Below are 13,030 nucleotides of genomic sequence, written 5' to 3'. Positions count from 1 at the left end.
GAGCCGGGTGTATACTCGACTTTCGCGCGAATGCGCTTGCAGGTCTTGCGAACATGACGCAAATTTCCGAACGCCTTCTGGTTCAAGCCCACCTCGACGCCAAGCAGCCCAAGCCGCTGACCGCCGACGAAGAGGCCTATTACCGTGCTGCTATCGCTGCCGAGCTCAAGGCTCAGGACGCGGTGCTGGTTGCCCACTTCTATTGCGATCCGATCATTCAGGCTCTGGCCGAAGAAACCGGTGGCTGTGTTTCCGATTCGCTGGAGATGGCCCGTTTCGGCAACGCTCATCCGGCCAAGACCGTGGTGGTCGCCGGGGTGAAATTCATGGGCGAGACGGCCAAAATCCTCAACCCCGAAAAACGCATCCTGATGCCGACCCTGGAAGCGACCTGCTCGCTGGACCTGGGTTGCCCGGTTGATGAGTTCTCCGCGTTCTGCGATCAGCACCCGGAGCGAACGGTGGTGGTTTACGCCAACACCTCCGCGGCGGTTAAAGCCCGGGCCGACTGGGTCGTGACTTCCAGCTGTGCGCTGGAGATCGTCGAAAGCCTGATGGATAACGGCGAGACCATCATCTGGGGCCCGGACAAGCATTTGGGCACCTACATTCAGCGCCAGACCGGTGCCGACATGTTGCTGTGGGACGGTGCCTGCATCGTTCACGAAGAGTTCAAGTCCAAGCAGCTTGAGGACATGAAGGCGCTGTATCCGGATGCGGCGATTCTGGTGCACCCGGAGTCGCCGACATCGGTGATCGAGTTGGCGGACGCCGTTGGTTCTACCAGTCAATTGATCGCGGCGGCACAGAGCCTGCCGAACAAAACCCTGATCGTCGCCACTGATCGTGGCATCTTCTACAAGATGCAGCAGTTGTGTCCGGACAAGGTGTTTATTGAAGCGCCAACGGCCGGTAACGGCGCGGCATGCCGCAGTTGCGCGCATTGCCCGTGGATGGCGATGAACACCCTTGAGCGCACGCTGAAGAGCTTGAAGGAAGGGGCGAACGAGATCTTTGTTGATCCGGCGTTGATTCCGCAGGCCATTCGGCCGCTGAAGCGGATGCTGGACTTTACTCAGGCTGCGCGGATGAAGTTGGCTGGCAACGCTTAAGGGCAAGATCAAAAGATCGCAGTCTTCGGCAGCTCCTACATGAGCTGGTGAAGGCTGCGATCTTTTTTATGGGCGTTACTTTTGTTTCTTTGGAATGCGTACTAGCTGGGTATTGGAATACATGTCATGCCAGCTGCGCTTCTGCTTGTCGAGCAGTGACCAGGCGAACCCGAGGCCAACGCACAGCAGCGATGCGATTGATACCACAAAGCGCAGCAACGCTTGCCACAGGCTGATGGATGAACCATCGGCGTTCTGCACGCGAACGCCCCAGACCTGCATGCCCAACGTCTGACCCGTGTGGGTCCAGAACTTGGCGAAGAAGCCGAAGAGCACGAACAGCAAAACCGTCGAGAGCAGCGGATCACCGTCGAGTGCGCCAGCTTCAGTGAGGGCGCGCATTTTGTCTTCCCCGATGATCGCCATCTGGATCATCTTGTAGATGCCGCTGGTGACGATCAGCAGGGCGGTGCACAGCAAGAAATCATAAAACATCGCTGCCAGGCGACGACCCAGGCCAACGGCGGGGAAGTCGCCCTGGGGTTTGAGCAGGTGTTTCGACATGGCAGCCTCTGGGCGAAAAAGAAGCCATTTTACGGATTTACGCGCACAAAAAAGCCCCTGATGTCAGCATCAGGGGCTTTTTCGTTACAGAAGATTAGGCTTCTGCTTGTACTTCGTCAGCCTGCATGCCTTTCTGGCCTTGCACAGCAACGAAAGTCACTTTCTGGCCTTCTTTCAGGCTCTTGAAACCGTTGCCCTGAATAGCGCGGAAATGCACGAACAGATCCGGACCGCTTTCTGGAGTGATAAAACCAAAACCTTTCTCGTCGTTAAACCACTTGACGGTACCGCTCTGACGTTGGGACATTTCTTATTTCCTTTGACGCTAAAATTAATGACAGTCTCTTTCTCATGAAAGAGTACTGGGGCTGGTTGCAGGAGAGTAAGAAGACGTCGAACGGGATGTAGCTAACTTGTAGGCTACTGCCCAGGTCACGATTCCAAGCGACCCATGCAAACACAGTGAACAAACTCTACGCCAACTACGGGAGAAAAAACAAGCCCCTGCGCAGGCCCGGATTTGCTTAGGTTGGTGGCAGTTTTTCAGGCTTGGGTGGCAGCTTATTCGATAGACTTGTTCAAATGTTTTCGAACGTTATAAGCAAAGTTCATAATCGAAGCTTAGAGCCAAACGATGCACTATTTTATGGCGGTTGCGTTACACATTAGTGCACTGTTAACGCAACCGCGTTACTTATAGGAACAGTCAATCAGCCACGATAGTAGCGTTGTGGAACAAATGGCATTTTGCTTACAAGCAAAGGCACCTTTTTCCCACGAACAATTGCCCAAACCGGTGTATCGATAGCGATATAAGCGCTGTCGAGGTAACCCATGGCCAGAGGTCCGCCCAAGGTCGGGCCGAAACCGCCGCTGCAGACGGTGCCGATGATCTCGCCAGCGTCGTTGACGATCTCTGCGCCTTCGCGCACCGGGGTGCGTTCCTGCGGCAACAGGCCGACACGTTTGCGGCTGACGCCACCCTGTTGGTGAGCGAATACGGTTTCTGCGCCAGGGAAGCCACCGGCACGCGCGCCGTCGGCACGACGTGGCTTGGAGATGGCCCACAACAGGCTGGCTTCGATGGGTGTGGTGTCGGTGTTCATGTCGTGGCCGTACAGGCAGAGGCCGGCTTCCAGGCGCAGGGAGTCGCGTGCGCCAAGGCCGATGGCTTCCACTTCCGGTTCGGCCAGCAGGGCACGGGCCAGGGCTTCGGCGCTGGCGGCCGGTACGGAAATTTCGTAACCGTCTTCACCGGTGTAGCCCGAGCGGCTGACAAAACAGTCCACACCCAGCAACTTCACTCGAGCGAACTGCATGAAGGTCATCTTCGCCACTTCTGGCGCCAGACGGGCCAGTACCGTGACCGCCGCCGGGCCTTGCAGGGCGAGCAATGCGCGCTCTTCGAACAGCGGCTCAATGGTGCACTGGTCGCCAATGTATTTGCGCAGGTGTGCCAGATCCTGGTCCTTGCAGGCGGCGTTGCCCACCAGGAACAGTTCGTCGTTACCCAGGTTGGCGACCATCAGGTCGTCGAGGATGCCGCCGGTTTCGTTGGTGAACATCGCATAGCGCTGCATGCCCACCGGCAGATCGATGATGTCTACCGGTACCAGCGTTTCCAGGGCCTTGGCGGCATTGGCGCCGGTCAGGCGGATCTGGCCCATGTGCGAGACATCGAACAGTCCGGCCTGGTCGCGGGTGTGCTGGTGTTCTTTCATCACGCCCAATGGGTATTGCACCGGCATGTCGTAGCCGGCGAACGGCACCATGCGCGCGCCAAGTTCGATGTGTAGGGCGTGCAACGGGGTTTTCAACAGTTGTTCGGTGGACATATTCAGCTCCTGAAAATGATGCAGATGCAGGTGAGCGCATCAGCACTCGATAATGTTGACCGCCAAACCGCCACGGGCGGTTTCCTTGTATTTGCTTTTCATGTCGGCGCCGGTCTGGCGCATGGTGCGGATGACCTTGTCGAGCGAGACGAAATGGTGCCCGTCGCCCCGCATGGCCATGCGTACCGCGTTGATGGCCTTGACCGAGCCCATGGCGTTGCGCTCGATGCAAGGGACTTGCACCAGCCCGCCTATCGGGTCGCAGGTCAGACCGAGGTTGTGTTCCATGCCGATTTCCGCAGCGTTTTCCACTTGCTGCACAGTGCCGCCAAGCACTTCGCACAAGGCGCCGGCGGCCATGGAGCAGGCCACGCCAACTTCACCCTGACAGCCGACTTCGGCGCCGGAAATCGAGGCGTTTTCCTTGTACAAAATCCCGATGGCTGCGGCGGTCAGCAGAAAGCGCACCACGCCGTCATCGTTCGCGCCGGGGATAAAGCGCATGTAGTAATGCATCACCGCTGGAATGATCCCGGCCGCACCGTTGGTGGGTGCAGTCACCACGCGTCCACCGTTGGCGTTTTCTTCGTTGACGGCCAGGGCGTACAGGTTCACCCAGTCGAGCACTGACAGCGGGTCGCGCAAGGACGATTCCGGGTTGCTGCACAACTGACGATGCAACGCGGCAGCGCGGCGTTTTACCTTCAAGCCGCCGGGCAGGATGCCTTCGTTGCGGCAGCCTGCGGCGACGCAGTCCTGCATCACTTGCCAGATTTTCAACAGGCCGGCGCGGGTTTCCGCTTCCGGGCGCCAGGCACTTTCGTTGGTCAGCATCACCTGGCTGATGGACAGGCCATAGGTGGTGCAGTGAGCGAGCAGGTCCTTGGCGCTTTTGAACGGAAAGGTCAGGGGCGTGGCGTCTTCGACGATGCGGTCGGCGCCAGCGGCGTCCTCATCGACGACAAACCCGCCGCCGACCGAGTAATACTCGCGGCTGCGGATTTGCAGGCCTGCCGCGTCGAACGCGCGGAAGATCATGCCGTTGGGGTGATAAGCCAACGGTTTGCGAATCATCGCCAGGTGTTCTTTCTCATTGAACGCAATGCTGTGTTCGCCGAGCAGGTTCAAACGTCCGTTACCGCGAATCTCTTGCAGACGGGCGGCGACGGTTTCGGTGTCCACGGTGTCCGGGTGTTCGCCTTCGAGGCCGAGCAGCACAGCCTTGTCGCTGCCGTGGCCCTTGCCGGTGGCGCCGAGCGAGCCGTAGAGCTCGACTTTGACGCAGGTAGTGGCGGTCAGCAGTCCTTCACGGCGCAAACCTTCGGCGAAACGCGCGGCGGCGCGCATCGGGCCGACGGTGTGAGAGCTGGAGGGGCCGATGCCAATCTTGAACAGGTCGAACACGCTTAACGACATGGTTGTTCTCCGGTTTCTTGTTATAGGAATTGGCGAGAATCTTTTGACTGAATGCGGTCCTGTAGGAGCTGGCTTGCTAGCGATGGCATCACCTCGGTGGAAATGATGCACCGCGTTGATGCCATCGCTAGCAAGCCAGCTCCTACAGGTTTTGTGGCGTTCTTGCGAGGGCGGACATGCCGCCCCCTTTGGTTTAAGCGTAGCTTTCGATCGACGGGCAGGCGCAGACCAGGTTGCGATCGCCGAAGACGTTGTCGACGCGACCGACCGGCGGCCAGTATTTGCCTTCGATCAGCGAAGCAACCGGATAAACCGCTTGCTCGCGGCTGTATGGGTGAGTCCACTCGCCGACGATTTCCGCCGCGGTGTGCGGAGCGTTTTTCAGCGGGTTGTCGTCCTTGTCCAGCGTGCCGTTTTCCACCGCGCGGATTTCTTCGCGGATGCGGATCATGGCGTCGCAGAAGCGGTCCAGTTCTTCCTTGGATTCGCTTTCGGTCGGCTCGATCATCAAGGTGCCGGCCACCGGGAACGACATGGTCGGGGCGTGGAAGCCGAAGTCGATCAGGCGCTTGGCGACGTCATCGACGCTGATGCCGCTGCTGTCTTTCAGTGGACGCAAATCGAGAATGCACTCGTGCGCCACCAGGCCGTTGCTGCCGGTGTACAGCACGGGGTAGTGCTCTTCGAGGCGGCGGGAAATGTAGTTGGCGTTGAGGATCGCCAGCTGCGAAGCGCGCTTCAGACCGGCGCCGCCCATCATGCGGATGTACATCCAGGTGATCGGCAAAATGCTCGCGCTGCCGAACGGCGCGGCACACACCGCGCCTTCCTTGCGCGCCATCTGAGCGTGGCCCGGCAGGAACGGCGTCAGGTGCGATTTCACGCCGATCGGGCCGACGCCCGGGCCGCCACCGCCGTGCGGAATGCAGAAAGTCTTGTGCAGGTTCAGGTGGCTCACGTCGCCGCCGAACTTGCCCGGCGCACAGAGGCCGACCATGGCGTTCATGTTGGCGCCGTCGATGTACACCTGGCCGCCGTGGTCATGAATGATGCCGCAGATTTCGCGGATGCCTTCTTCGAACACGCCGTGGGTCGACGGGTAGGTGATCATCAGCGCGGCGAGGTGTTCGCGGTGCTCGATGGCCTTGGCGCGCAGGTCTTCGATGTCGACGTTGCCACGGGCATCGCACGCGGTGACGACCACGCGCATGCCAGCCATTTGTGCGGTGGCCGGGTTGGTGCCGTGGGCCGAGGATGGGATCAGGCAGATGTCGCGACGGTCTTCGCCACGGCTCTGGTGGTAGGCGCGGATGGCCAGCAGACCGGCGTATTCGCCTTGCGAACCGGCGTTCGGTTGCAGCGAGATCGAGTCGTAACCAGTCGCGGCGCAGAGCATCGCTTCCAGTTCATCGGTCAGTTGCTGGTAACCGGCGCTTTGCTCGGCCGGGGCGAACGGGTGCAGCGCACCGAATTCGGCCCAGGTCACCGGGATCATTTCGCTGGCGGCGTTGAGTTTCATGGTGCACGAACCCAGCGGGATCATGGTGCGGTCCAGCGCCAGGTCCTTGTCCGCCAGTTTGCGCAGGTAGCGCATCAGCTCGGTTTCCGAGTGATAGCGGTTGAACACCGGGTGGCTGAGGATCGGCGATTGGCGAACCAGCGCGGCAGGGATGGTGCTGGTGACGGAAGCGGCGAGGGCGGCGAAGTCCGGCAGCGCTTTGCCATTGGCGAACAAGGCCCACAGGGTTTCGATGTCGGCCTGGGTGCTGGTTTCGTCGAGGGACAGGCCCACACGTTCGCCATCGACCACGCGCAGGTTGATCTGCTGGGCATGGGCCTGCTCGTGCAACGCGGCGGTGTTGGCGCCGGTGTTCAGGGTCAGGGTGTCGAAGAAGTTTGCTTGCTCGACGCTCAAGCCCAGAGCGGTCAAGCCTTGGGCCAGAATCGCGGTCAGGTGATGCACGCGGTTGGCAATCTGCGTCAGGCCTTTCGGGCCGTGGTACACGGCGTACATGCTGGCGATGTTGGCCAGCAATACCTGCGCGGTGCAGATGTTCGACGTGGCCTTCTCGCGGCGGATGTGTTGCTCGCGGGTCTGCATCGCCAGGCGCAATGCAGGCTTGCCGAAACGGTCGACGGAGACACCGACCAGACGGCCTGGCATGTCACGCTTGAACGCATCCTTGGTGGAGAAATACGCCGCGTGCGGACCACCGAAGCCCAGCGGCACGCCGAAGCGTTGCGCGCTGCCGATGGCCACGTCGGCGCCGAACTCGCCCGGCGGGGTCAGCACGGTCAGGGCCAGCAGGTCGGCGGCCACCGCGACCAGCGCGTTGGCAGCGTGGAAACGCTCGGTCAGTTCGCGGTAGTCGAACACGTCACCGTTGCTCGCCGGGTATTGCAGCAGGGCGCCGAAGAATGGCGTCACGTCTGTCAGTTCGCGCTCGTCGCCGACCACCACGTCGATGCCCAACGGCTCGGCACGGGTGCGCAGCACGTCGAGGGTTTGCGGGTGGCAATGCACGGAAGCGAAGAACTGGTGGCTGCCCTTGTTCTTGCTCAGGCGCTTGCAGAAGGTCATGGCTTCGGCGGCGGCGGTGGCTTCGTCCAACAGCGAGGCGTTGGCGATTGGCAGACCGGTGAGGTCGCTGATCAGGGTCTGGAAGTTCAGCAGCGCTTCGAGACGGCCCTGGGAAATTTCTGGCTGATACGGGGTGTAAGCCGTGTACCAGGCCGGGTTTTCCAGCAGGTTGCGCAGGATCGGCGACGGCGTGTGGGTGCCGTAGTAGCCCTGGCCGATGAAAGTCTTGAACAGTTGGTTTTTGCCGGCGATGCCTTTGATCATCGCCAGCGCGTCGGCTTCGCTCAAGCCGTCTTCGAGGCCGAGCACGCTGGTGCCCTTGATGCTGTCCGGAATCACGCTGGCGCTCAGGGCTTCCAGGGAGTCGAAGCCGAGGCTGTTGAGCATGGCTTGCTCGTCACCGGCACGCGGGCCGATGTGGCGGGCGATGAATTCGTTGGCGGTGGTCAAATTGATCTGGGTCATGTCAGTGCTCCTCAGGCTTCGGCGTTGGCTTTGATCAGACGGTCGTAGGCGTCCTGATCGAGCAGTTTGGCGACAGCCGAAGCGTCGGCTGGCTGGAAGCGGAAGAACCAGCCTTCACCCAGCGGATCTTCGTTGACCAGTTCCGGGGAGCTGTCCAGCGCCGGGTTCACTTCCAGTACGTCCCCGTCGAGCGGCATGTACACGCCGCTGGCGGCTTTTACCGATTCCACGGTGGCTGCTTCAGCGCCTTTTTCGTAGGACTGCAGCTCAGGCAGTTGTACGAAAACCACGTCGCCCAATGCGTTCTGCGCGAAAGCGGTGATGCCGACGGTGACGCTGCCGTCAGCTTCGGTGCGCAGCCATTCGTGATCTTCAGTAAAACGCAATTCGCTCATGGAAACTCCTAAGGGGGCCAGACTCGTCTGGTGGACGCTGTTGAATGCTAGGGCAAGAAAGCCCGGGTATGACGGACTACATAGCAAGAACGCGGCCAATGTATTTTTTGTCTTATAAAACAATTAGTTACTGTGTTTTGTGAGCTATTGAAAATTGCCCGCTGTAGCGAAATCGATACGGCCATGACCGGAGAAGAAAGCTGAGGTGGATCAAAGCCTTGCACAGCCGTGATCGGGGAGGGGTGTAGCGATATCGTTCCGCTGTAGCGCTTTCAGTACAGCTGGAGGTCGCTTTTAAGACGATTATTGACTGAAAACCCGAGCTGTAGGAGCCGGCTCCTACAGGTCGGGGTGGTCTTTAGAAAGGCATCGCCAGCAAGCCGGCTCCTACAAGTGCGAGGCGTTCGTCAGAATGTGGTCACGGCTTGTTGGGAATGCCGTACTTACGAAGTCGATGAGCGATGGCCGTGTGGGAGGTTTGCAGGCGGCTGGCGAGTTGCCGGGTGGAGGGGTAGCTGACGTAGAGTTTTTCCAGCAGGGTTTTCTCGAACTCTTCCATGGCCTGTTCCAGACTGTCGACGTCGTGGTCGCCTTGGCGCGCGACAGAGGTGCCGGCGATGTCGAGATCGCCGATGTCCACCAGGCTACTTTCACAAATGGCCGCGGCGCGGAAAATCACGTTTTGCAGTTGCCGCACGTTGCCAGGCCAGCGGTTGCCGAGCAGGGCCGGATAAGTGCCCGGCGCGAGGCGACAGACCGGGCGCTGGATCTGCGCGCACGCCTGCTGCATGAAGTAACGGGCCAGCAGCAGGATGTCCTGGCCACGCTCGCGCAGTGGCGGTACTTCGACGTTGAGCACGTTGAGGCGATAGAACAGGTCTTCGCGAAACAACCCTTCGCTGACCATTTTTTCCAGGTCGCGGTGGGTCGCGCTGAGAATGCGTACGTTGACCTTCACTTCACGATCACCGCCGACCCGACGGAAGCTGCCGTCGTTGAGAAAACGCAGCAACTTGGCCTGCAAATACGGCGACATCTCACCGATCTCATCGAGAAACACTGTGCCCTGGTTGGCCAGTTCCATCAGCCCCGGTTTACCGCCTCGTTGTGCACCGGTGAAGGCACCGGGGGCGTAGCCGAAAAGTTCGCTTTCGGCGAGGTTCTCCGGCAATGCTGCACAGTTCAATGCCAGAAATGGCGAGTTGTGCCGCGCGCTGCTGGCATGGCAGGCTCGTGCCACCAACTCCTTGCCGGTGCCGGTTTCACCCTGGATCAGCAGCGGCGCATCAAGGGCCGCCACCCGTTGCGCGCGAACCTTGAGCGTGCGGATGACCGGCGACTCGCCCAGCAGCGCATCGAACCCTTCGGCGTGATCGTGGTGCAGGGCCGAGAGGCGTTCACCGATGCGATTGGGTTGATACAGAGTCAGCAGGGCGCCGGCGTCGGTAATTGGCGTGGCGTCCAGCAGTAGCGTCTGGCCGTTGACGGTCACTTCCCGCAGCGGCAAGCGAAAACCCTGTTCGAGCAACGCGTCGAGCAGTGCCGGGTCGGCGAACAGGTCGGCGACGCTTTCACCCGCCGGCTCACGGCCATACAGGGCGATCAACGCCGGGTTGGCCAGCAACACTTTGCCGGCGCTGTCCAGCGCCAGCACCGGGTCGGTCATGGCTGCGAGCAACGCGTCGAGCTGCAAGTGCCGGCGTTGGCCGGGCAGGATGTCGACCACGGTCATCGCCTGCACGCCCCGCACGCTCAGCAGCGCATCGCGCAGTTCTTCGAGGACTTCCGGGCTCAGGGTCGGCGCGTCGATATAAACGTTCGGCGGAACCATTTCCACCGCATCCAGATTGAGGTTGCGCCCTCCGAGCAGGGCCAGGACTTCCTGGGTGATACCGACGCGGTCGATGAAGCTGACGTGGATACGCATGGGGCGGTTTCGGGTTCTGGAGTGCGGAGGGTGGCAAGTATGCCTTGGAGCAGGGGGTAAGGTGAAATCCAGCGCAGGACTTCAGGCCAACGATGATCCCTGTGGTAGCGGGCTTGCCCGCGATGACGGTGGCAGATCCGGCATTGATGTGACAGATGTACCGCTATCGCGGGCAAGCCCGCTCCCACAGGGATTTGTGACTGACCACAGAATGTGTGTTCGGGTTACTCGAAGTGCTCGGGGTTTACCGGATCGCCGGATTTCATATCCAACTGCTTCCGGATGTCCTCGAACATCAAATCGTAATGCTTGTGGACCGAGCCAATCTGGCTGTGTGACTTCGGAATTCCGTACTTCTCGGCAATTCTTGTCACATCCCTGGCGAAGTTGTAGGCCTCCTCCTTGGGCAGGAAGAAGGGTTCTGAGATGTCCTTGCCCTGAATGCTGCCATGCATGGTGAACAGGATGCCCTTTTCCCCTTTGTCGTTCTTGCTGACTTCATAGTCGAGGTGCACGTTGTAGTTGACATCATCCGGGGTCAGCGCATGACGTTCGATGTGCAAGTGACCCGGCTCAAACTGTGCCATAGACGTCTCTCCCTACAAGTAAGTAATGCCAGGTGTCGCGGTGCTGATGCGCGTGCCGGCCTTGCCCTGGACGATCGCTTCGATGTCCGCGAGTGAGCCGATCACCGCGACCTTTCCAGTATGGCGCGCGAATTCGCAGGCTGCCTGCACCTTCGGTCCCATGGAACCGGCGGCAAAGCCGAGTTTTTCCATTTCGTCCGGGTGAGCCTGGGCGATGGCTTTCTGCGATGGTTTGCCGTAGTCGATAAACGCGGCGCTGACATCAGTGGCAATCACCAGCAGATCGGCTTCAAGCTGTTCGGCCAGCAGCGCCGAGCACAGGTCTTTGTCGATCACTGCTTCGACGCCTTCGAGTTTACCGGGGGCGGTGTACATGGTCGGGATGCCGCCACCGCCGGCGCAGATCACGATGCTGCTTTTTTCCAGCAGCCACTTGATCGGGCGAATCTCGAAGATGCGTTTCGGTTTCGGGCTGGCGACCACGCGACGATATTTGTCGCCGTCCGGGGCAATTGCCCAGCCTTTTTCGGCCGCGAGTTTTTCGGCCTCGTCCTTGCTGTAGACCGGGCCGATGGGTTTGGTCGGATTCTTGAAGGCCGGGTCGTTGGCGTCGACTTCGACTTGGGTCAGCAGGGTGGCGAAGGGCACTTCGAAGTCCAGCAAGTTGCCCAGTTCCTGTTCGATGATGTAACCGATCATGCCTTCGGTTTCGGCGCCGAGCACGTCCAGCGGATAAGGCGACACCGAGGTGTAGGCCGCCGCTTGCAGCGACAGCAGGCCGACTTGGGGGCCATTGCCGTGGGCGATGACCAGTTGGTTGCCGGAGTGGATCTTGGCGATCTGCTCGGTGGCGATCCGGATGTTGGCGCGCTGGTTGTCAGCGGTCATCGGTTCACCCCGGCGAAGCAGGGCGTTCCCGCCCAGAGCAACGACGATACGCATGGTGCATGTCCTTCTAAAAGAGAGGTAAGCGGGCCTGTGGGAGCTTGCTTGCCAGCGATGGCCGCACCTCGGTGATTCTGATAAACCGCGGTGATCCCATCGCTGGCAAGCCAGCTCCCACAAGGGGCCGCGTCAGCCGTTACAGGTCAGCCAGCGTCGACACCAGAATCGCCTTGATCGTGTGCATGCGGTTTTCCGCTTGCTCGAAGGCGATGCAGGCCGGCGACTCGAACACGTCATCGGTCACTTCGATGCCGTTTTTAAGGTTCGGGTACTGCTCGGCGATCTGCTTGCCGATTTTGGTGTCGCTGTTGTGGAACGCCGGCAGGCAGTGCATGAACTTGGTGCGTGGGTTGCCGGTGGCTTTCATCAGTTCGGCGTTGACCTGATATGGCAGCAATTGCTGGATGCGTTCGGCCCAGGCTTCGACCGGCTCACCCATGGACACCCAGACGTCGGTGTGGATGAAGTCCACGCCTTTGACCGCCGCTTTCGGGTCTTCGGTCAGCGTGATGCGCGCGCCGCTCTCTTCAGCGTATTTTTTGCAGCGCGCGACCAGGTCGTCCAGCGGCCACAGGGCTTTCGGTGCACAGATGCGCACGTCCATGCCAAGTTTGGCGCCGATCAGCAATAGCGAGTTGCCCATGTTGTTGCGCGCATCGCCGAGGTAGACGTAGCTGATTTCGTGGATCGGCTTGTCGGCGTTCTCACGCATGGTCAGCACGTCGGCGATCATTTGCGTCGGGTGATATTCATCGGTCAGGCCGTTGAACACCGGCACGCCAGCGAACTTGGCCAGTTCTTCGACGATTTCCTGTTTGAAGCCACGGTACTCGATGGCGTCGTACATGCGCCCGAGCACGCGGGCGGTGTCTTTCATGCTTTCCTTGTGGCCGATCTGCGAGGAGTTCGGGTCGATGTAGGTGACGTTGGCGCCCTGGTCATAGGCGGCGACTTCGAAGGCACAACGGGTGCGGGTCGAGGTTTTTTCGAAAATCAGGGCAATGTTGTTGCCTTTGAGGTGTTGCTGCTCGGTGCCGGTGTACTTGGCGCGTTTGAGATCGCGGGAGAGGTCGAGCAGGTAGCGCAATTCGCGAGGGGTGTGATGTTCCAGGCTCAGCAGATTGCGGTTATGAATATTGAACGCCATTTTGGATCTCCTAAGTTGTCGGTTATCCCCTTGGCCGCGCATGCCGTGGGGTAGAC

11 protein-coding genes are annotated in these 13,030 nt (G+C 60.2%); 1 reads left to right on the top strand and 10 read right to left on the bottom strand.

Annotated features, from left to right (window positions below; all coding sequences use genetic code 11):
- Nucleotides 1–53: 53 nt before the first annotated feature.
- Complete coding sequence (gene nadA, locus KGB21_RS08570; protein ID WP_223504739.1) at nucleotides 54–1,112, top strand: quinolinate synthase NadA; 1,059 nt, start codon at nucleotides 54–56, stop codon at nucleotides 1,110–1,112.
- Nucleotides 1,113–1,187: 75 nt separating this feature from the next.
- Here the strand turns inward: nadA and KGB21_RS08565 are convergent, their stop codons facing one another.
- The 10 genes from KGB21_RS08565 to KGB21_RS08520 form a co-directional block, all read right to left on the bottom strand.
- Complete coding sequence (locus tag KGB21_RS08565) at nucleotides 1,188–1,676, bottom strand: RDD family protein (protein WP_223504737.1); 489 nt, start codon at nucleotides 1,674–1,676, stop codon at nucleotides 1,188–1,190.
- A gap of 94 nt (nucleotides 1,677–1,770) precedes the next feature.
- A complete protein-coding gene (locus KGB21_RS08560; protein ID WP_003175786.1) occupies nucleotides 1,771–1,983 on the bottom strand; it encodes a cold-shock protein in 213 nt (70 codons plus the stop codon).
- Between the two features lie 403 nt (nucleotides 1,984–2,386).
- Nucleotides 2,387–3,511, bottom strand: coding sequence for a glycine cleavage system aminomethyltransferase GcvT (gcvT, locus tag KGB21_RS08555; RefSeq protein WP_223504735.1), 1,125 nt, complete (start codon nucleotides 3,509–3,511; stop codon nucleotides 2,387–2,389).
- Nucleotides 3,512–3,550: 39 nt separating this feature from the next.
- Nucleotides 3,551–4,927: an L-serine ammonia-lyase gene (locus tag KGB21_RS08550; protein ID WP_034149154.1), complete on the bottom strand. Its 1,377-nt coding sequence runs from the start codon at nucleotides 4,925–4,927 to the stop codon at nucleotides 3,551–3,553.
- A 193-nt stretch (nucleotides 4,928–5,120) separates the two neighbouring features.
- Nucleotides 5,121–7,973: an aminomethyl-transferring glycine dehydrogenase gene (gene gcvP / locus KGB21_RS08545; RefSeq protein WP_223504733.1), complete on the bottom strand. Its 2,853-nt coding sequence runs from the start codon at nucleotides 7,971–7,973 to the stop codon at nucleotides 5,121–5,123.
- Between the two features lie 11 nt (nucleotides 7,974–7,984).
- The gene (gene gcvH / locus KGB21_RS08540) at nucleotides 7,985–8,368 is read right to left on the bottom strand and encodes a glycine cleavage system protein GcvH (RefSeq protein WP_034149156.1); all 384 of its coding nucleotides are present in this window, start codon (nucleotides 8,366–8,368) and stop codon (nucleotides 7,985–7,987) included.
- Nucleotides 8,369–8,786: 418 nt separating this feature from the next.
- On the bottom strand, nucleotides 8,787–10,295 hold the full coding sequence (locus KGB21_RS08535; RefSeq protein WP_034149157.1) for a sigma-54-dependent transcriptional regulator: 1,509 nt from the start codon (nucleotides 10,293–10,295) through the stop codon (nucleotides 8,787–8,789).
- Nucleotides 10,296–10,519: 224 nt separating this feature from the next.
- Nucleotides 10,520–10,882: a DUF5064 family protein gene (locus KGB21_RS08530; RefSeq protein ID WP_034149158.1), complete on the bottom strand. Its 363-nt coding sequence runs from the start codon at nucleotides 10,880–10,882 to the stop codon at nucleotides 10,520–10,522.
- Between the two features lie 12 nt (nucleotides 10,883–10,894).
- The gene (gene arcC, locus KGB21_RS08525) at nucleotides 10,895–11,824 is read right to left on the bottom strand and encodes a carbamate kinase (RefSeq protein WP_223504732.1); all 930 of its coding nucleotides are present in this window, start codon (nucleotides 11,822–11,824) and stop codon (nucleotides 10,895–10,897) included.
- Between the two features lie 139 nt (nucleotides 11,825–11,963).
- Nucleotides 11,964–12,974: an ornithine carbamoyltransferase gene (locus KGB21_RS08520; RefSeq protein ID WP_034149160.1), complete on the bottom strand. Its 1,011-nt coding sequence runs from the start codon at nucleotides 12,972–12,974 to the stop codon at nucleotides 11,964–11,966.
- Nucleotides 12,975–13,030 lie beyond the last annotated feature (56 nt).

Source organism: Pseudomonas sp. GL-RE-29, from assembly GCF_019947275.1.
Lineage (GTDB): Bacteria > Pseudomonadota > Gammaproteobacteria > Pseudomonadales > Pseudomonadaceae > Aquipseudomonas > Aquipseudomonas fluorescens_A.
This window is presented reverse-complemented; position numbering and strand designations above follow the sequence as displayed.